The organism is Ligilactobacillus agilis (genome assembly GCF_025311475.1).
In the GTDB taxonomy this organism is placed as follows: domain Bacteria; phylum Bacillota; class Bacilli; order Lactobacillales; family Lactobacillaceae; genus Ligilactobacillus; species Ligilactobacillus agilis.
This window is the reverse complement of sequence record NZ_CP104397.1, coordinates 168918-187452: the sequence shown is the minus strand read 5'-3', so window position 1 is coordinate 187452 and position 18535 is coordinate 168918. Positions and strand designations below refer to the sequence as shown.

Here is an 18535-nt window from a genome sequence, read left to right as displayed (position 1 = left end):
TTCGTTTTTTCTTAATTATAGCAGACTGTTAGTTTTTAGGAAGGCCAAAAGCTGCTGAGCTAACAAATTACCACCAGCCTGGTTGATATGCAACCCATCCCCTAATTGGTAAGTTGGTTTTAACTTGCCCTGCCCATCCACTAGCAGCTTGGCCCCGTCAACTATCTGGGACCAACTGCTTAGCTCCTGGTTAACCGCTAGCCTCGTAGCCTCGCTTTGAGCTTGAATCTTTGGGGCGGGCAAAATCGTCGAACTAACCACCGGGTTAGGCCAGCTAGTTAGTAACTCACTAAAACCAGCCACCAATTCAGCCGGCGTCACCACTTGCTTACTAGCTTGGCTACTATAGGCCGGCAACAACAAGTCATTGCCCCCGCAAAAGCAAATGCTTAGGGCCACGCTGCTTGGCTTAGGCTTACGTTTTAATAAACTTTGCCCATAAGTGGCTAGCAAGGGACTATCCGTTGGACAATCATAAAGTAACCTGCTACCTGAAACGGCGCTATTTAAATAGGTAACCTGCTGCGGATACTCCTCTAGAAAAAGTTTTCCTAAGGCTTGGCTAACAAAGCCCATCTCCATCAAAGAATCACCGGCAAACTCAACGACCTTGGGCTTGTGCTTAGTCCAAACCAAAACCCCTTCCAGGCTAAACCAACTTTTCCGCTGGTGCTCATTTACTCGCAGGCTAGGACAGTAGTCAAACTTCTGCCCATAACTAGCGTTGATCAAATCGGTAGCGTAGGTACTAGCCACGTCCGCGTAAGTCTGCTTTCTACTAGCCTTCATCCAAACGTAGAGCTTTTCGCCGGCTTGTACTTTTAAAGTTAGTGGGTCTGTCTGTAATTTATGTCCCCGGCGGATCACCACCTGCTTTTGTTTTAAATAAGTTACCTGGTGTTTCACATGAAACTTTTCCTCTTTACTTAGGTAAATCTCATCAAAATAAAGGTCCGCCTCCCCATAAAGGTTGCTTAACACCAACCTCACCTTGTTACCACTTAAAAAAGGCGTGTACGCAACAACCTGCGCCAATTGTCCTAGCCTAAAGGGCATGGTCGCAAAGTTATCACAGGTTTGCATTATCCCTAACTGCCAACTAATCATCACTTTCACCTACCTAATAAAAAAAGACCACCTTGGCATTGCGCAGTCCAGCCAAAGTGGTCTTTTCCTTAGTGTTGATATGCCAGTAAGTCAATAACATCTTCCGGGGCAATTCCCACAAAGTACTTGCCCAAGTCCAGCTTAGTTAAGACCGCTATCATCTTGTCTGGCGTATATTCTTGCCCCCGTAAAGCATCTTCAAGTTCAGTTACATCACCAGGGCCAAAGAAATCACCATAAATCTTTAGTTCCTTAATCTTACCTTCTTCAACCTGGAAGCGGGCATCAATCGTACCACCATCAAAGTGCTTCCGTTTTTGAACAGAAAATTCCGGTGACTTACCATAAACCCAGTCCCAATTCTTATAGAGCTTTTGTTCAATCTCAGCAATTCCAGCTTGATCTTCGGCAGTTAACTCATACTCGTAAGCCTTAGCTTCTTCAATAGTAGCAACTCCCCAAATTTTCTTAATCAATTCATCCCTAAATTGATAAGTATCAAGCTCTTGGTACTCTGGTTTAAGGTATGGCTTAATATTAGTTACCCGACTTCTAACTGATTTAATCCCCTTAGATTCAATCTTATCCTTAGGCACGTTTAAGGCATCAGCCACACTATCGGTATTGACATCAAACATCAATGTGCCGTGGCTGAAGGTCTTACCGTTACGAGAATACATTGCATTACCAGAAAACTTCTTACCGTCGATGACAATATCGTTACGCCCGGTAACTTCTGCTCCAGTTGCCCCCATTTCATGCAGGGCATCGACAACTGGTTTAACCAATGACTTAAAATCACCAAATTTTTGCTTATCTGCTTGCACTACGAAGCTAAAGCACATATTACCAAGATCTTGGTACATTGCGCCCCCACCAGATAAGCGGCGGGTAATGGTAATGTTGTGTTCTTGACAATACTTTTGGTTAATTTCTTCTAAGGTGTTTTGGTTACGACCAACGATGATACATGGTTTTTCAATATAAAATAACATAAATGGGGGTTCTAACTTACCACTATTCATCAAATACTGTTCCGTTGCGAGGTTGGTCCGAATATCATCGGTTTTCATTGCAATATATCTCATCTTAGGCATTATTTACACTTCCAAATCTTTATTTCTTTCCTAGATATTAGTTGGGAAACCAATTGCCACGTCAGCTACATCCATAACAGCTTCAGCAATAGATGGGTGTGGGTGAATTGTTAAGGCAATATCTTCAACCGTGTTACCTGATTCAATCGCCAAGGTCAACTCACTGATTAAGTCACTAGCGTGGACCCCGACAATTTGAGCCCCGACTAAAATCCCGCTATCCTTTAGGTAAACCAAGCGCACAAACCCGTCAGTCGAATTCATAGAGATGGCCCGACCGTTAGCTGCAAATGGGAACTGGGATTTCTTAACATCTAAGCCTTGGTCCTTGGCTTCCGCGAAGGTTAACCCGGTCGTTGCAACGGAAGTATCTGTGTAGCAGACTGCTGGCATTGCGTGGTAATCAACCGTTGTTGCCTTGCCAGAAATTGCTTCGGCTGCAACCTTACCTTCATAAGAAGCCTTGTGAGCTAAGGCAAATCCTGGTACGACGTCACCAATCGCATAGATGTTTTCAACGCTCGTCCGGCTTTGATTGTCAACTTCAATCAAGCCACGTTGGTCAACCTTGATACCAACTTGTTCAAGTCCCATATCCTTGGTGTTTGGACGCCGCCCTACTGAAACGATGCAGTAATCAGCGGTGATGGTCTTTTCTTCACCCTTAACTTCAAAGGTCACTTCAACCTTATCACCGTTTTGTTCTGCCCGCTTAGCCATTGCTTCGGTGTAGATATCCACTCCTTGTTCACTAAAGTGATGTTCTACCACCTTCACCAAGTCGCGTTCATAGTTGGCTAAAATACTGTTAGAACCTTCTAAGATTGTTACGTGAGCGCCTAAGTTAGCGTAGGCAGAAGCAAGTTCAGAGCCAATGTAACCCCCGCCGACAACCACCAATTCCTTAGGAACTTCGGTCAAACTTAAAGCACCAGTTGAATCAATTACCCGGCCTTCAAACTTGAAGTTAGGAATTTCGATTGGGTGACTACCAGTCGCAATAATCAAATTGTTAAAGGTATAGGTTTGGGCCTTATCTTCCCCAATAACCCGTAAGCTGTGGGCATCCTTTAAATAAGCACTCCCCCAAATTACATCGATATGATGCTTCTTAAAGAGGCTTGCAACCCCACCGGTTAAGCGGTCAACCACGCTTTTCTTCCATTCTTGGGTCTTGGTAAAGTCAAGCTTAGCAGCAGTGACCTGCAACCCCATGTCTTGGGAATCCATCGCGTGTTGATAGTGGTGGGCCGCTTCGATTAAAGCCTTAGATGGAATACATCCAACGTTTAAACAAACCCCACCAATAAATTCACGTTCAATCACAGTTACCTTTTGGCCTAATTCAGCCGCATGAATCGCAGCAACGTAACCACCAGGGCCTGCACCAATAACAACTGTGTCTAAATCAATTGCAAAATCTCCAACTACCATCTGTCAATCATCCTTCCATCAATAGTAATTCTGGGTCAGCTAATAATTCTTTCAAACGGTTCATCGCACTTTGGCCCGTTGCACCATCAATTACTCGGTGATCGAAGGCTAAGGTTAACTTCATGACCCGGGCCACTTGAACCTTATCGTCTAAGACAACTGGTTCTTGGGTAATTCTGCCGATTCCTAAGATTGCTACTTCAGGCCAGTTAATAACTGGAGTGAAGTAACCTCCACCAACAGAACCAATGTTAGTAATGGACATGCCCCCATTACGCATATCAGTAGCAGTTAGCTTGCCATCCTTAGCCTTAGCTGTGTTTTCACTGATTGCCCGGGCAATGTTGAAGAGGCTGAGGCGGTCAGCATTCTTGATATTTGGCATGAACAAGCCCCGTGGAGTATCAGTCGCAATCCCGACGTTAACGAAATCCTTGTAGACAATTTCATTATTATCCATGTCAACAGAGGAGTTGAAGACTGGGTATTCCTTCATAACAACCGCCAAGGCTTTAACAATGTAAGCTAAGAAGGTTAACTTAACATCCCGACTAGCAGCCAGTTCCTTGTACTTCTTGCGGTGAGCCCATAACTTGTCAACCACCACTTCGTCAAAGATATGAACGTGTGGAATTTCAGCCACAGACCGGCTAACTGACTTAGCTGTTGCCTTCCTAATTTGGTCCATCTTTTCACGGTGTTCTGGCCATTGGGCGTCTAAAGCTTGAACGGTGGCCTTAACCTTAGCTGGGCTAGTTGCAACTTCTTCTTCGCGGAGGTCAGTTGTAGGAACTACCTTTTTAACCGGACTAGCACCGCCGTTAGCAATAAAGGCGTCAACGTCAGTTCGTAAGACTTGACCGTGGTTACCACTCCCATTAACCTTAGTCAAATCAACATTTTGTTCACGCGCATAAGCCCGCACTGATGGCATTGCTAATACAGGTAAACTGTGATCTTGAGCTTGGCCAACAGTGGCTGCTGGTTTAGCTCCTGTTGGGGCAGCAGCTGGTGTGGCTTTGGCAACTGCACTTGCAGAGGCGTTGCCTTGACCTGCCGCCACAGCTAGTTCAACTAAAACATCACCGACTTCTGCCACTTCACCTTCAGGAACTAAAATCTTAGTAATAGTCCCAGCAACTGGTGATGGCAATTCTTCAACCGACTTATCATTTTCAATTTGAACTAAATCATCGTCGGCAGAAATAGTATCTCCCACCTTAACATGCCATTCACCAACTGTCCCCTCAGCAATTCCTTCGCCGATATCTGGCAACTTGAATTGGTAAACATCAGCTCCACCAGCGGCAGGTGCTTCACTCTTGGTTGCTGGGGCTGGGGTGTCATCACTGACATTGCCTTGACCAGCTGCAACTTCTAGTTCGATTAATGGATCGCCGACTTCAGCAACCTCACCTTCAGCAACTAAAATCTTAGTCACAGTTCCAGCAACTGGTGATGGTAATTCTTCAACCGACTTATCATTTTCAATTTGAACAAGGTCTCCGTCTACTTCGACCTTGTCCCCTTCTTTAACATGCCATTCACCAATGGTTCCTTCAGCAATTCCTTCACCAATGTCTGGCAATTTAAATTGATATTTGCTCATTTTTTGCACCCCTCATTTAGAAATTAACTGTTTCTTTCACTTTCGCAATAATATCTGCTTTATTAGGCAACCAGATACTTTCAGCTTCACTGAATGGATATGGTGTATCAGGAGCACTTACCCGACCAATTGGTGCTTCCAAACTTAAAATCCCTTTTTCAGCAATTACAGAAGCTACTTGTGCTGCAACCCCAGCTTGGCGTTGGGCTTCTTGAACGATGACTGCCCGGCCAGTCTTTTTAACTGTTGCTAAGATAGCTTCTTCATCTAGTGGTGAAATCGTTCTGAGGTCTAAAACTTCAGCTTCAATGCCCTCCTTAGCTAAGTCAGCGGCTGCTTTGAGACTTTCTTGAACCATATAACCGTAGGTAATGATTGAGACATCCTTACCTTCCCGCTTAACTGCTGCCTTATCCAATGGAATGGTGTATTCTTCGTCAGGTACTTCTTCTTTAACGGACCGGTATAGCTTCATGTGTTCTAAGAAGACTACTGGGTCGTCTGAACGAATAGCTGATAAAAGTAAGCCCTTGGCATCATAAGGACCACTTGGAACAACTACCTTCAAGCCTGGTGTTTGCGCCATTAACCCTTCTAAACTATCGGAGTGCAATTCTGGTGTGTGAACCCCTCCACCGAATGGAGCCCTAATTGTGATTGGCATCTTTCTCGTGCCACCCATCCTGTGTCCAATCCGTGAGATTTGCCCAGCAATTTCATCCATTACTTCAAAGACAAAGCCAAAGAATTGGATTTCAGGTACGGGCCGGAAGCCTTGGAGGGCTAACCCAGTTGCCAATCCACCGATGCCTGATTCTGCTAGCGGGGTATCAAAGACCCGGTCTTTACCATTAGCATCTTGCAAGCCGTCAGTTGCCCGGAAAACCCCCCCGTTTCTACCGACGTCTTCACCGAATACTAGCACTTTATCATCACGTTTAATTTCTTGGTCCAAGGCTTGGGTAATCGCCTTAATCATTGTTGTTTTAGCCATCTTACTTGCCCTCCTTAGCTGCGTATACGTCAATTTGTTCTTGGATTACGGCTGGTGTTTCCACAAATGTATTCTTCAAGAAGTCACTAACCTTTTGCACTGGTGCAGCTTCAGTCTTAGCCATCGCTTCATCAATTTGTTCATTTACTTCCTTAGTCCAAGCTTCTTCTTGTTCTTGGCTCCAAAGGCCCTTCTTATCAAGGAAGGTTCTCATCCGAATCAATGGGTCCTTTTCTTGCCATTCACTTTCTTCTTCTGAGGTCCGGTAACGTTTTGGATCATCCCCGGATAAAGTATGTGGTCCAAACCGATAGGTCAATGTTTCAATCAAGACAGGCCCATTGCCGGCAGCCGCCCATTCGCGGGCAGCCTTAGTCACAGCGTAAACCGCTAAAGCATCCATCCCGTCAACTTGCACGCCTGGAATTCCAGCTGCAACTGCCTTTTGTGATAAGGTTGGCGCCGCCGTTTGGGTTGCCCGGGGAACAGAAATAGCGTACCCGTTATTTTGAACAATGAAGACAGCTGGTGATTTGAAGGCGCCGGCAAAGTTAATTCCTTCATAGAAGTCACCTTGGGAAGTACCACCATCACCGGTGTAAGTGTAAGCCACATTCTTAGAGCCCTTCTTTTGTAAACCTAAGGCTACCCCAGCAGCTTGAACATATTGAGCCCCGATGATGATTTGTGGTGGCAAAGCTTGTAAATCTGCTGGATATTCATTCCCTTCAACGTGGCCCCGTGACCATAAGAAGGCCTTGTAAAGTGGTAAGCCATGTTGCACTAATTGCGGTACATCACGATAGGCTGGTAATAGAAAGTCTTCTTTTTCCATTGCAAAGTTTGAGCCAATTTGACTCGCTTCTTCCCCGGCTGTTGGTGCAAAGAAGCCCAACCGTCCTTGCCGATTTAGCTTAGTAGAGCGTTCATTTAAAATCCGGGACCAAACCATTTGCTTAAATAGTTCTACTAATTGGTCGTCACTCAAATCTGGGAAAAAGTCCTCATTGACAACTTGGCCACTCCCATCTAAAACCTTAACCGTTTTGGTTTCAGGCGTTGCAAAATAGTCTTTTAAATCAATACCCTTAGTCATTATGATTCCTCCTTGTTTAACAATATTCCTATTCAGAAATAGTGTCGCTTACTTATTCCAAAACTATTTAGAATACCGTTTATATACCGCTTACATTAGAAATAATAACCCGTTCACATAAGCTTGTAAACATTGTAAATTTTTGAACTATCATAAAGGTTGAACAAAACCTAAATTTTAGCGCTTACTTTTAGCTTTTCATTTAAAAAAATCCCTTAATGTGAGTTTTATCACTTAGCCAGTGCACAAACTATTGGCCACCGTTAACCTAGCCAGTTACCCCAAGACGGTTTATAATACTGCTTATAAACTGTCTTTGGAGGTGAACGACTTGCAAAAATTCAAACGGTTTTTAATTGCCTTAGGAATTGCTAGCTGGCTATGCGGCTTTATCTTTTTAAGCCTTACTTTTTACGTACTCAAAGTTCTAGCTAGTACCACCTTATTTTTCATCTGTCTTTTCTTTGATTTTATCGCTTTCACCGGGATTTTTACAACTATTACGCTCGGAATTTTAGCCCTTTTAAAAAAACGGTCAAAAAAAGATTAACCTAAGTAGTAACGGTTTGGGTCTAGCTGACTCAAGCCGTTATTTTACTTAAATTAATCTTCCTATCTATCTTATTTTTGGTTAATTCTTTAACTATTTGCTGTTTAAGTCTACATCCTTACTCTTAGCAGGATCCTTTAACTTAAAGGCTAAGCATAAGCCCACCACTGCTAAGACAATGGTAAAGTAAATACCAAAGTGCACCCCGTTTGTAAAGGCTGCTTGCTTGTTAGCGCCGTTATATAAACTTTGACCTAACATTAAGAAACTGGTTGCTAAGGCAGTAGCAATCGCCCCAACAATTTGTTGCATGGTGTTCATAATCGTACTTCCATCTGCAGATTCCAACCCCTCTAAGGCATTTAGGGCGTGAGTTTGTGCAGGAGACATTGCCAACGGACAACCAATCATCATAATGATGTGAGCGCAGATTACGTATGCGACCGAACTAGTTGGCTTTACCAAGGCTAGCATAATGGCCCCAACTAGCGCAATCGCAAAGCCGATCCGTGCTGGCATTTTAGCACCGTGGCTATCATAAAGCCGGCCTGCCAAAGCAGACACCACCGCATTAATAATCCCCCCGGGAAGCATAATCATCCCTGTCAAGGCTACTGGTAAAGCCAAGCCACTTTGGATATATTGTGGCAAGAGGTACATTGCGGATAAGATAATAGCAAAGTCCAACATGACTAAAACCGCCCCAACCCTGAAGGCTGGCTTAGCAAAAATCTTGATGTTTAAAATCGGGCTAGCTAGGTTTAATTGCCGCTTAGAATAAAGGAATAAGACCACGATTCCGACGATTAGAAGGCCTAACACAACAGGCGAACTCCACCCTAATTCACTGGCAAAGCTCACTCCCATAACCAAGGCACCAAAGCCAATTACAGATTCTACCAAGGATAAGAAATCAACCTTAGGCTTGGTAATTTCTGCAACGTTTTTCAAACCAAAGATTGCAAATGCCAATGCGATTGCAAGAATAATTGCAAATGACCAGAAAATCCAATTCCAGGATAACTTAGCCAGTAATAGCCCCGTTAGGGTTGGGCCAATTGCAGGGGCAAACATGATCACCAGGGCACTAACCCCCATGGCGGCCCCTAATTTTTGGGGTGGGAAAATTTGCATTGCCACCGTAAACATTAATGGTAAGATTAACCCGGTCCCAATCCCTTGAATCATCCGCCCTAAGAGTAACTGGCCAAAACCACTGGCGGTTGCGGAAATCACTGCTCCGACTAAGAAATCGGCTAAAGCAAAAATAACCGTTTGTCTAGTTGTAAACCACTTAGAAATTAAGCTTGAGAAGGGCAAGATAATCCCAATAATCAACATGTAGCCCGTTACTAACCATTGAAGGGTAGAGGTTTCTACCCCTAATGCTAGCTTTAAACTAGGTAAGGCAATATTGAGCGACGTTTCGGATAACATCCCTACAAAGGCCCCAATCAACATACTTGTCATTGCTAACCACGGACGGTCGACTTCAACTCGTGCCCGCATTGCGGTTACTTGTTTTGTTTGTTCCAAAAAATAAAGCCTCTCTTCTTTCTTAATGAAATTCTTTAACCTTTTTTAGGTCCGATGATTAGCATAACAAAAATAAAATTTTCGTGTAAGTAAAATTTTTCATTTTTTACAAAAAAAGACGCTTCACTTGAAACGTCTTTCATACTAAGCCCAGATTTCCTTGGCCAAATTGAAGGTCGACCAGGCTTTAGGCCAACCTACATAAAAGGACAAGTGGGTAATGATTTCACTAATCTCTTCCTTGCTAATACCATTATCCTTACCTACTTGCAGGTGATATTTCAGTTGTTCAAAGTTTCCGCCGGCAATCAAGGCCGTAATCGTAATCACACTCCGTTCGTGGGCGGATAGTTTATCTTCGCGCGCCCACACTTGTCCAAATAAAACGTCATCATTTAATTCGGCAAACTTAGGGGCAAAGTCCCCCAGTTGCTTACGACCTGCAGTTTGTTTTTTAACCATGTTATCACCTAACCTAACTTAGCATAGTCTTCAGCAGTCACAGCTTCTAACCACTCGCTAGTTCCCTTAGTAATCGCTAAATGTGAAAACCAACTAGCCTTGGTTGCCCCGTGCCAATGTTTAATTCCTTCATGGATTATCACCACGTCACCAGCTGACAATAACCTAGCCGGCTTTCCTGCTTCTTGATACCAACCTTTTCCCGCGGTTACTAACAGAATCTGAAAGCCATCATGGTGAACGTGCCAGTTATTACGACAACCAGGCTCAAAGTTAACGTTGGCAACATTGACGTCAACTTCATTTTGGGCTTGCACTAGCCCCTGCAAGTAACTAGCGCCAGTAAAATACTGGGCATAAGCCGTATTTAAATTGCCTAACCCAAAGAGGTTATTTTCCTTTACCGCTTGTTCAAATTCAGCCATTTTTCTAGCCACCTTTCAAAAAAAGAAAGCTCAGGCAACAACTTTCACCCGCTTTCTACTATATTAATAGTAAAAAAGAAATCCTTTTCTGTAAAATACCTATTATGAGTGCTTTATCATGCTTAAAATGTATAATAAGAGTTGAGGTGATTTTATGGACATTCGTTTACTTACTTATTACTTGAAAGTAGCCCAGGTGGGCAATATTACCAAGGCCGCCCAACAACTACATATTACCCAACCAACCCTTTCACGGCAGTTAACCAAGTTAGAAGAAGAAGTTGGCGCCCAACTGCTAACCAGGAGTCAACACCACCTGGCCCTAACCGAAGCCGGGGTTACCTTTGAAAGACGGGCTAAGCAAATCCTTTCCCTGTTAGCTACTACTAAAAAGGAGCTACAAACCCAGCAAAATGATTTGGCCGGGTTACTAAAAATTGGCTGCGTTGAGTCCAAGTTGTCCCTTGAGGTTGCCAACTGGCTGCAAGCCTTCCAAGCTAAACACCCCCAAGTTCAATTTGAATTCTATGACGCGGATGGCGACGACCTTAAGGAAAAGCTAGATACCCACTACCTAGACTTTGCCTTTTTAATCGAGCCGGTTGAAACCGCCAAATATAACTTTCTCACTTTACCTTACTACGATCAGTGGGGCATCATCGTCAATAAGTCTCACCCCCTAGCAAAGCAAAAAAGCCTTAGCCTAGGCGACTTAAAAAACGAAAAGTTGATTCTTTCTAGGCGCAATATCGTCAAAGCAGAAATTGATTCTTGGTTAGCGCCTTTGCAAGCTTTAAGTCCTAAATTCTTCATTAACCTACCTAGCAACGCTAACTTTCTTGTCTTAAACCACAACTACTGTGCCCTGGGTATCGAGGGGATTCTCACCCTCAACGCCCACCCAGATTTGCGGTTTATCCCGTTTGCACCTAGCCACCATAGTGGCCACGTCCTCGCCTGGCGTAAGAATAATCACTTAGGTTCCTTGGAACAACATTTCTTGGCTTACATTCAAGTTTTAATTAAATGAAAAAATTATTAGATTTAGTATTGATTTTTTCATTTTGCTTGTTATAATAGGAAACAATTGATGGACATTTAGGAGGTTTTTATTATGACAAAACATCAAACCGTTGATTTAGATTGGGAAAATTTGGGCTTTGAATATATGGATTTGCCCTATCGTTACCGTGCCTTTTGGAAAGATGGTGCTTGGCACAAGGCCGGCTTGACTGAAGATTCAACCGTGGCCATGAATGAAGGCTCGCCTGTTTTACACTATGGGCAGGCAGCTTTTGAAGGGTTAAAGGCTTATCGTTGTAAGGACGGTAGTGTTAACCTCTTTAGACCAGACCAAAATGCTAAACGGCTCCAAAATTCATGCAAGCGGCTCTTAATGCCAGAAGTGCCAGAAGAAATGTTTGTTGATGCTTTAAAACAAGTGGTTAAAGCCAACGAAGCCTACGTTCCACCTTATGGAACTGGGGCTACCCTCTACCTCCGTCCATATATTATCGGTGTGGGTGAAAATATCGGTGTTCACCCCGCAAGTGAATACATTTTCTCAGTGTTTGCAATGCCTGTTGGTTCCTACTTCAAAGGTGGCATGGTTCCAACTAACTTTGTTGCTTCTGATTATGACCGGGCAGCTCATAAAGGGACCGGGGCAAGCAAAGTTGGTGGTAACTACGCAGCCAGCCTTTACCCAGGTGAAAAGGCCCACAAAGCTGGGTTCTCAGATGCTATTTACCTCGATCCAGTTGAACATAGAAAGATTGAAGAAGTTGGTTCAGCTAACTTCTTTGGGATTACTAAGGATGGAAAGTTTGTGACTCCTAAGTCCCCATCCATCTTACCTTCCGTTACCAAGTACTCATTGCTTTACTTGGCTAAGGAACGCTTTGGGATGGAAGCCGTTGAAGGTGACGTTTACGTCGACGAATTAGATAACTTTGCTGAAGCGGGTGCCTGCGGGACTGCAGCCGTTATCTCACCAATCGGTGGTTTCCAAGTTGGCGATGATTTCCACGTCTTCTACAGCACCACTGAAGTTGGCCCTGTTACTAAGAAGCTTTATGATGAATTAGTTGGAATCCAATTCGGTGACAGACCTGCTCCTGAAGGCTGGATTGTCAAAGCTGTTGAAGCTTAATAATTAATTAACTGTGCACTCTTCATTTATGGGAGTGCACTTTTTTATGCTTAAATTAAAGTTAGTTAGCTGCTTTTCTCATTTAAAAAGCGGACTTTCACCCCTGAAAATTGTCTTTTCTTGAACTAAAACTGAATATTTTTTAGTTTTGATTAGAAAAATATGGTATTATGAAAAAGTGCTTATTATTTATTCACAAAGAGAGGAATTGTTTATGAAAAAGATTTATTCAAGCTTATTATTAATTCTAGGGGCCCTGTGCCTCTTTGCCTTGGCCCACCCAGACCGAGTTGCTGCTAAGACTTACGTAATTGGGACCGATGTTACCTACCCCCCTTTTGAATTTGCTAATGATAATAATAAGTACGTTGGAATTGATATTGATTTAATGAAAACTATCGCTAAACGGGAAGGGTTTCAGGTTAAAATCAAAGCCTTAGGTTTTAACGCTGCTGTGCAAGCCCTGGAGTCTGGTCAAATTGATGGGGTTATCGCCGGGATGGGGATTACCCCTGAACGCCGCAAAACCTTTGATTTCTCCGACCCTTACTATAAGACCGGCTACGTTATGGCCGTTGCTAAAAACAGTAGCATCAGTAGTTACAAGGATTTAAAGGGCAAGCGGGTTGCCATTAAAACCGGGACCGCCGCTGCCAACTACGCCCAGTCAATCCAAAAGAAGTACGGCTTTAAAACCGTTACTTTCGATGACTCCGATAACATGTACAACGATGTGATTTCCGGTAACTCTGTGGCCTGTTTCGATGACGGCCCCGTTCTCCAATACGCCGTTAAAACTGGGACTAAACTTAAATTAGCTACTAAGCCAGCCGATGGTGGTTACTACGGTTTTGCCGTTATGAAGGGGCAAAATCAAGAGTTGTTACAAAAATTCAATCATGGTTTAAAGCAACTCAAAGCGGATGGAACCTACCAACAAATCGTCAATAAGTACGTCGGGTCCGCTTCGATTAACAAGCAAAAGGCTAATAAAGCGGCTGCCCACAAAGAAAGTACCATCCTGGGCTTGTTGAAACAAAACCACGGCGCCTTTTTAACCGGGTTAGAAAAGACTATCTACCTAACTTTAGTTGGGATTTTCTTTGCCACTATCTTTGGGATTATCTTTGGCCTTTTGGGCGTTGTTCCTTCTAAATTCTGCCAAGGTCTCTCAAGTACAGTTATCTATATTTTCCGTGGCTTACCACTACTAGTCCTTGCACTCTTTATTTATAACGGGGTGCCAGCTTTAACCGGCATTAAGATTCCTGCCTTCATTGCTGGGATTATCACCCTTACCTTGAATGAAGGGGCTTATACCGCCGCCTTTGTTAAAGGGGGGATTGAGTCTGTCGACGTCGGTCAGATGGAAGCTGCCCGCAGTCTCGGACTTCCTTACGGTAAAGCCATGAAGCGCGTAATCTTACCACAAGCCATCAAGATTATGGTTCCTTCTTTCATCAACCAGTTCATTATTACCTTGAAGGATACCTCAATTTTATCAGTTATCGGCATCTTAGAATTAACTCAAACTGGTAAGATTATCATCGCCCGTAACCTCCAGGGTTTCCGGGTGTGGGCTATTATCGGAATCATCTACCTGTTAGTCATTACCATTTTAACCTTAATTTCTAAATACATCGAAAAGAAGCTAGCCCGCTAGTTTCTAAATCAAAGTAGCGCCTAGTCTTGGATTTATTCCCAAAACTAGGCGCTATTCATCTAAAAAGCCCCGTAAGCGAGCCTTACGGGGCTTTAATTGTGAACTTATTTTGCTAAATCTGCTTCCGTTGTCCGCGCCATTAAGACATCACACTTGGCAGCCCGGACCACGTAAGAAGCTACTGAACCAACAATAATCCTTTGGAAGAGGTTCTTGCCGGTCGAGCCTACAATAATCAAGTCGTTGTGATATTCCGGTTGGAAATCATTGACGATAACATCCTTAGGGTTACCAAAGCGTAAGTGTACGGACACATTAGCTTCATCTAGGCCATCAACATTAACTAAGTGATCGCGTAAATCTAACAAGTAAGCTTCATTTTCTTGTTCGATATCATAAATCTTAGCACCGTCTAAAGCGATGCCAGCACCACCATATTCAAGGGAGTTAAGGTCTAAGACCCGCAAGATATCTAGGTGGGTGTTGTTACGTTTAGCTACTTCTACCGCCGTCCGTAAAGCCACCTCTGCTCCCTTGGAACCATCTACTGCTACTAAAATGCGTTTATATTCTTGTGACATCTTAATCACCCTACCCTTTTATCTATCTATTTTAATGATAGCTTCATTTTAACCAAAATTCAAGCGTTATCATTTGTTAATCTAAATAAATAAGACCCCGGTGCTAATTTCCGGGGCCTTATTACTTAGGCTAATAATTCACTATGCTTCGTCTTTAGGTTTAAGAGGTGGTCGTGGCTAAGGTTGCCTAGTTCGACTAGCTTATGTTCGATTTGTTCTAGTACGGTAACCCGGTCAGCCATGTTGGCTACGAAATCATACTTATCACCATCAATGATTAACAGTGGGGAAGCATCGTATTCCTTCATCCAAGTATCATAGTGCTTTAACAAGCGATGGTAGTAGTCTACCAATGATGGATCCGTCTTGATTTGTTCGTAGTCCCGGCCCCGCTTTTCAATCCGCTTAATCATCGTTTCATAGGAAACCTTGATGGTAATCATCAAGTCAGGGGACTTTTTATGGGCTGCAAATGGCAATTCTTCCATCATGTTGTTTAACAAACTCTTATAAATATCGTACTCTACTTCGGTAGCATTACCCATTTCGGTATTCATCTTCATGAAGATTTCGTCCTCATAAATTGACCGGTCTAAAATATTATTATCCTCAGCCATTGCCGCTTTAATCATGGCAAAGCGCCGGTTTAAAAAGAAGGTTTGAAGGAGGTAAGCATAGGGATTAGTCGCATCCTTATCGCCTTGAGCCCGCTTTTTAGCAGCAATTTCATTACCTTTATAAAAAATTGGTAAGACTGGATTGTCTTTAACTGGTTCATAATAGGCTTTCGTGCCTAATTCTTGGGCTAAAATTTCCGTTAAACTTGATTTTCCTGAACCGATGATTCCTGATAAAGTAATCAAAATGACTAACTCATCCTTTCTTTTTAAACAACTAGAGACTTTTTTATCTCAAAATTAATCTGTATAATAAAAATAGAGTAACCTTTAATATAATACCTGGATTTTTCCCAAAAGAAAAGCCCTATTTTCATTATATTGTGCTTACTCTAAAGATAAACTACTATATCTAGTTATTTGTATTTAAGGAGAAAAATTATGAACCGTATCTACCTTGCTTCCCCCTTCTTTTCAGATGCCCAAAACGAACGCATCGCCCAAGTTAAAGCAGCTTTAGATCAAAACCCTACTGTTAGTTCCGTTTTTGAACCAGCTAAGCATCCTTATGAAGCCGCTGAATTTGGCAGCCTCGAATGGCAAAAGGCCTGCTTTATGCTGGACACTTCCCAAATCATTAAGGCAGATGCCGTTGTTGCCATCATCGACTATAAATTGGAAGAAAGCGATAATGAGGCAGACTCTGGCACTGCCTTTGAAATTGGCTATGCCTACGGTAACAATATCCCCGTAATTGTTGTTCAATTTGACCCTAATAAGGAGATCAACCTCATGATTCGCCAAGCAATGACCGCTTACTTTGACGTCAACAAAGATGGCCTCAACGCCCTAAGTAACTATGACTTTACTGAGCTAATGCCTAGCTTTAACGCAGAGCGGCCGGTTATTTAAGGCTCCAGATGAAAAGCCCTAACAAAAGTTGAGCACAACTTTTGTTAGGGTTCTTTTTTTATGTTATAATTTTAGAAAAATTATAAACAAAGGAGCTAAACCTATGTCAATTCTATCTTTAACTGACATCAGTTACCAAGTTGAGCAGCGGCAGATTTTAAATAAGGTTAACCTCGAAGTGCAAGCCGGTGACTTTTTAACTCTTACCGGTCCCTCTGGTGGTGGCAAATCCACCCTCCTCAAGATTATCGCCAGTCTTATCTCCCCGAGTGATGGTGAAATTATTTTTCAAGGTCAAAACCAGCGTGACTATGAAATAACCACCTACCGGCAACTAGTCTCTTATTGTTTCCAACAACCCAGCCTATTTGGCCAAACCGTTGCCGATAACTTACAGTTTCCCTTTGTTATCCGCAATGAAGCTAGTTCTCAGGTTCAAATTGAGCAGGCTTTAACCAAGGTTAACCTCCCCACCAGTTATCTAAATAAGAACATCACCGAGCTTTCCGGGGGTGAAAAACAACGGGTGGCCCTCCTAAGAAACACCATGTTTCTCCCTAAAATCTTACTTCTAGACGAAGTAACTGTGGGTCTTGATGCCCGTTCAATCGAAATTGTCCACCAATTTATCAAGCAGTTATGGCAGGAAGCCGGCTTAACAATTATTCAAATCACGCATAACCAAACAGAGCTAAGCCAAGCCGCCAAGGTCCTTTGGCTTGAAGAAGGGAGTCTTTCAGATGTCACAACTAGCCGTTAATAACTTTTCACTAGCCCTAGCCTTTGCCCTCGTACTGGTTGCCGTCTATATTAGTAACCGCGAAAAACTTGGCCTGACTAAAGACATTTTTTATAGTATTTCCCGGGCAATTATCCAGTTAATTATCGTCGGCTACGTTCTCAAATATATCTTTAACGTCAATAACGTACTGTTGACCGCCGCTATGAGTTTCTTCATTGTTCTCAATGCCGCCTACAATGCCCATAAACGCAACCCTAATCACAGCAAGCACTACCTTAATTCCTTGTTAGCTATCTTTATTAGCACTTACGTTACCCTAGGAGTCCTCGTTTTGGCAGGGGCCATTAAGTTTGTCCCCTCCCAGATCGTCCCCATCAGTGGGATGATTGCTAGCAACTCCATGGTTGCGATTGGGCTTTGTTACCGGAATTTACATGAGCTTTTTATTAACCAGCGCCAACAAGTCTTAGAAAAACTGGCCTTAGGTGCTAACCGCAAACAAGCTTCGCTGCCCCTACTGCACGCCAGCATTAAAACCGCCATGCAACCAACGATTGATTCAGCTAAAACCGTTGGCCTTGTCAGCCTACCGGGGATGATGTCAGGACTCATCTTTGCCGGCGTCGACCCCTTACACGCTATCAAATACCAAATTATGGTAACCTTCATGCTTTTATCGGCTACTAGTCTAGGTTCAATTATCGCTGGCTACCGCACCTATGTCGACTACTATAATGATCAACTACAACTCCGCATCTAAAATTAGTTTTTTAATTGCGTAGGCGACTCCGTCCTCGTCGTTAGACTTAGAAATAAAGTCGGCGACCTGTTTAATCTTAGCACTTGCATTAGCAACAACTACCGCTGTCCCTACGGCAGTTAACATTGGTAAATCATTTTCGCCGTCACCAAAGGCCATCAACTGGTCCTTGGTAATTTTTTCTGCTGCTTGTACATGTGCAATGGCATTAGCCTTAGTCGCATCTTTATGGGTGATTTCAATGTAAGTTGGGTTAGAATTAACAATACTTACATTCTCTAAACCTAAAGCTAGCAAGGCAGCCTTTAATTTTCCTAACACTTCCAAATCAAAACAAATTAGCATAAACTTATAAAAAGGTCCTGTTAAACTCTTTAAATCAGCTTCCGTCACTAAAGTCGGCTCTAGGTGGGTGATGGACGTCTCATAAGCGGTACCCTCATCTTGCTTAAAGGCGTACCAGTTATTGGCATCATACCAGGTTAGGCTGACCTCTGGGTAGGCTTTGATAACCGCCATTAACTTAGTAAAATCACTTGGTTGTAATGGCTGGGAATAAAGCACCTCCCGCTGGGTGCCCAACTGTCTGTAAATTAAGGCCCCGTTAAAGGCAATCTGCGGGTTACTTAACTTTAGCTTATTTAAGACAAAGTCCATCTCCATTGGGGCCCGGGCCGAAACCAAGGTAAAGGGTAAGTTGGTTTGTTTAATTACCCGCGCGTTTTCCTCACTAAAAGAACCATCCGTCCTTAACAAGGTATTATCCATATCTGAAAAAAGGTGTTTGTACATGACTTC

Annotated in this window: 18 protein-coding genes; 6 read left to right on the top strand and 12 right to left on the bottom strand. The window is 43.1% G+C overall.

Annotated elements, in window-relative coordinates:
* Nucleotides 1-15: 15 nt before the first annotated feature.
* The 9 genes from N4597_RS00790 to N4597_RS00750 all read right to left on the bottom strand — a co-directional run bounded on the left by N4597_RS00790 (nt 16) and on the right by N4597_RS00750 (nt 10310).
* Nucleotides 16-1107, bottom strand: coding sequence for an SGNH/GDSL hydrolase family protein (locus N4597_RS00790; protein ID WP_260904153.1), 1092 nt, complete (start codon nt 1105-1107; stop codon nt 16-18).
* Between the two features lie 68 nt (nt 1108-1175).
* A complete protein-coding gene (locus N4597_RS00785; protein ID WP_260905323.1) occupies nt 1176-2195 on the bottom strand; it encodes a lipoate--protein ligase in 1020 nt (339 codons plus the stop codon).
* A gap of 39 nt (nt 2196-2234) precedes the next feature.
* Nucleotides 2235-3638, bottom strand: coding sequence for a dihydrolipoyl dehydrogenase (gene lpdA / locus N4597_RS00780; protein WP_167588863.1), 1404 nt, complete (start codon nt 3636-3638; stop codon nt 2235-2237).
* A 7-nt stretch (nt 3639-3645) separates the two neighbouring features.
* Entirely contained in the window at nt 3646-5247 is a 1602-nt protein-coding gene (locus N4597_RS00775; protein ID WP_260904148.1) for a 2-oxo acid dehydrogenase subunit E2, read from the bottom strand.
* A gap of 16 nt (nt 5248-5263) precedes the next feature.
* The gene (locus tag N4597_RS00770; RefSeq protein ID WP_050611344.1) at nt 5264-6241 is read right to left on the bottom strand and encodes an alpha-ketoacid dehydrogenase subunit beta; all 978 of its coding nucleotides are present in this window, start codon (nt 6239-6241) and stop codon (nt 5264-5266) included.
* 1 nt (nt 6242) lies between these two features.
* A complete protein-coding gene (pdhA, locus tag N4597_RS00765; RefSeq protein WP_089144686.1) occupies nt 6243-7337 on the bottom strand; it encodes a pyruvate dehydrogenase (acetyl-transferring) E1 component subunit alpha in 1095 nt (364 codons plus the stop codon).
* A 643-nt stretch (nt 7338-7980) separates the two neighbouring features.
* Nucleotides 7981-9396 carry a DHA2 family efflux MFS transporter permease subunit gene (locus tag N4597_RS00760; RefSeq protein WP_260905321.1) on the bottom strand — a complete coding sequence of 472 codons (1416 nt, stop codon included), beginning with the start codon at nt 9394-9396 and terminating at the stop codon, nt 7981-7983.
* 171 nt (nt 9397-9567) lie between these two features.
* Nucleotides 9568-9885, bottom strand: coding sequence for a carboxymuconolactone decarboxylase family protein (locus tag N4597_RS00755; protein WP_094131067.1), 318 nt, complete (start codon nt 9883-9885; stop codon nt 9568-9570).
* A gap of 8 nt (nt 9886-9893) precedes the next feature.
* On the bottom strand, nt 9894-10310 hold the full coding sequence (locus N4597_RS00750; protein ID WP_172577412.1) for a cupin domain-containing protein: 417 nt from the start codon (nt 10308-10310) through the stop codon (nt 9894-9896).
* A gap of 154 nt (nt 10311-10464) precedes the next feature.
* Between N4597_RS00750 and N4597_RS00745 the strand changes: the two genes are divergently transcribed.
* The 3 genes from N4597_RS00745 to N4597_RS00735 all read left to right on the top strand — a co-directional run bounded on the left by N4597_RS00745 (nt 10465) and on the right by N4597_RS00735 (nt 14125).
* Nucleotides 10465-11340 (top strand): LysR family transcriptional regulator, encoded by an 876-nt coding sequence (locus N4597_RS00745; protein ID WP_204774016.1) that lies wholly within the window; start codon nt 10465-10467, stop codon nt 11338-11340.
* An 84-nt stretch (nt 11341-11424) separates the two neighbouring features.
* Nucleotides 11425-12462, top strand: coding sequence for a branched-chain amino acid aminotransferase (locus N4597_RS00740; protein ID WP_056976913.1), 1038 nt, complete (start codon nt 11425-11427; stop codon nt 12460-12462).
* 214 nt (nt 12463-12676) lie between these two features.
* The gene (locus N4597_RS00735; RefSeq protein ID WP_260904141.1) at nt 12677-14125 is read left to right on the top strand and encodes an amino acid ABC transporter substrate-binding protein/permease; all 1449 of its coding nucleotides are present in this window, start codon (nt 12677-12679) and stop codon (nt 14123-14125) included.
* A 104-nt stretch (nt 14126-14229) separates the two neighbouring features.
* On the opposite strand, the gene N4597_RS00730 is transcribed toward N4597_RS00735, so the two are convergent.
* On the bottom strand, nt 14230-14706 hold the full coding sequence (locus N4597_RS00730; protein ID WP_050611551.1) for a universal stress protein: 477 nt from the start codon (nt 14704-14706) through the stop codon (nt 14230-14232).
* A 125-nt stretch (nt 14707-14831) separates the two neighbouring features.
* Nucleotides 14832-15569: a deoxynucleoside kinase gene (locus tag N4597_RS00725; protein WP_050611353.1), complete on the bottom strand. Its 738-nt coding sequence runs from the start codon at nt 15567-15569 to the stop codon at nt 14832-14834.
* 195 nt (nt 15570-15764) lie between these two features.
* Between N4597_RS00725 and N4597_RS00720 the strand changes: the two genes are divergently transcribed.
* The 3 genes from N4597_RS00720 to N4597_RS00710 all read left to right on the top strand — a co-directional run bounded on the left by N4597_RS00720 (nt 15765) and on the right by N4597_RS00710 (nt 17737).
* Nucleotides 15765-16235, top strand: a complete 471-nt coding sequence (locus N4597_RS00720; protein WP_056976439.1) for a nucleoside 2-deoxyribosyltransferase — start codon at nt 15765-15767, stop codon at nt 16233-16235.
* Between the two features lie 103 nt (nt 16236-16338).
* The gene (locus tag N4597_RS00715; RefSeq protein ID WP_056976440.1) at nt 16339-16995 is read left to right on the top strand and encodes an ABC transporter ATP-binding protein; all 657 of its coding nucleotides are present in this window, start codon (nt 16339-16341) and stop codon (nt 16993-16995) included.
* Complete coding sequence (locus N4597_RS00710) at nt 16976-17737, top strand: ABC transporter permease (RefSeq protein ID WP_056976441.1); 762 nt, start codon at nt 16976-16978, stop codon at nt 17735-17737. The genes N4597_RS00715 and N4597_RS00710 overlap by 20 nt, the downstream gene beginning before the upstream one ends.
* Here the strand turns inward: N4597_RS00710 and N4597_RS00705 are convergent.
* Nucleotides 17720-18529, bottom strand: a complete 810-nt coding sequence (locus N4597_RS00705; protein WP_260904135.1) for an HAD family hydrolase — start codon at nt 18527-18529, stop codon at nt 17720-17722. The genes N4597_RS00710 and N4597_RS00705 overlap by 18 nt on opposite strands.
* Between the last annotated feature and the right edge of the window lie 6 nt (nt 18530-18535).

Excerpts from the sequence above, each read along its gene's own strand:
- N4597_RS00720 (WP_056976439.1), top strand. The coding sequence starts at position 15,765 with ATGAACCGTATCTACCTTGCTTCCCCCTTCTTTTCAGATGCCCAAAAC.
- N4597_RS00715 (WP_056976440.1), top strand. The coding sequence starts at position 16,339 with ATGTCAATTCTATCTTTAACTGACATCAGTTACCAAGTTGAGCAGCGG.
- N4597_RS00760 (WP_260905321.1), bottom strand. The coding sequence starts at position 9,396 with ATGCGGGCACGAGTTGAAGTCGACCGTCCGTGGTTAGCAATGACAAGT.
- N4597_RS00755 (WP_094131067.1), bottom strand. The coding sequence starts at position 9,885 with ATGGTTAAAAAACAAACTGCAGGTCGTAAGCAACTGGGGGACTTTGCC.
- N4597_RS00750 (WP_172577412.1), bottom strand. The coding sequence starts at position 10,310 with ATGGCTGAATTTGAACAAGCGGTAAAGGAAAATAACCTCTTTGGGTTA.
- N4597_RS00735 (WP_260904141.1), top strand. The coding sequence starts at position 12,677 with ATGAAAAAGATTTATTCAAGCTTATTATTAATTCTAGGGGCCCTGTGC.
- N4597_RS00710 (WP_056976441.1), top strand. The coding sequence starts at position 16,976 with ATGTCACAACTAGCCGTTAATAACTTTTCACTAGCCCTAGCCTTTGCC.
- lpdA (WP_167588863.1), bottom strand. The coding sequence starts at position 3,638 with ATGGTAGTTGGAGATTTTGCAATTGATTTAGACACAGTTGTTATTGGT.
- N4597_RS00740 (WP_056976913.1), top strand. The coding sequence starts at position 11,425 with ATGACAAAACATCAAACCGTTGATTTAGATTGGGAAAATTTGGGCTTT.
- N4597_RS00790 (WP_260904153.1), bottom strand. The coding sequence starts at position 1,107 with ATGATTAGTTGGCAGTTAGGGATAATGCAAACCTGTGATAACTTTGCG.
- N4597_RS00745 (WP_204774016.1), top strand. The coding sequence starts at position 10,465 with ATGGACATTCGTTTACTTACTTATTACTTGAAAGTAGCCCAGGTGGGC.
- N4597_RS00775 (WP_260904148.1), bottom strand. The coding sequence starts at position 5,247 with ATGAGCAAATATCAATTTAAATTGCCAGACATTGGTGAAGGAATTGCT.
- N4597_RS00705 (WP_260904135.1), bottom strand. The coding sequence starts at position 18,529 with ATGTACAAACACCTTTTTTCAGATATGGATAATACCTTGTTAAGGACG.
- N4597_RS00770 (WP_050611344.1), bottom strand. The coding sequence starts at position 6,241 with ATGGCTAAAACAACAATGATTAAGGCGATTACCCAAGCCTTGGACCAA.
- pdhA (WP_089144686.1), bottom strand. The coding sequence starts at position 7,337 with ATGACTAAGGGTATTGATTTAAAAGACTATTTTGCAACGCCTGAAACC.
- N4597_RS00785 (WP_260905323.1), bottom strand. The coding sequence starts at position 2,195 with ATGAGATATATTGCAATGAAAACCGATGATATTCGGACCAACCTCGCA.
- N4597_RS00730 (WP_050611551.1), bottom strand. The coding sequence starts at position 14,706 with ATGTCACAAGAATATAAACGCATTTTAGTAGCAGTAGATGGTTCCAAG.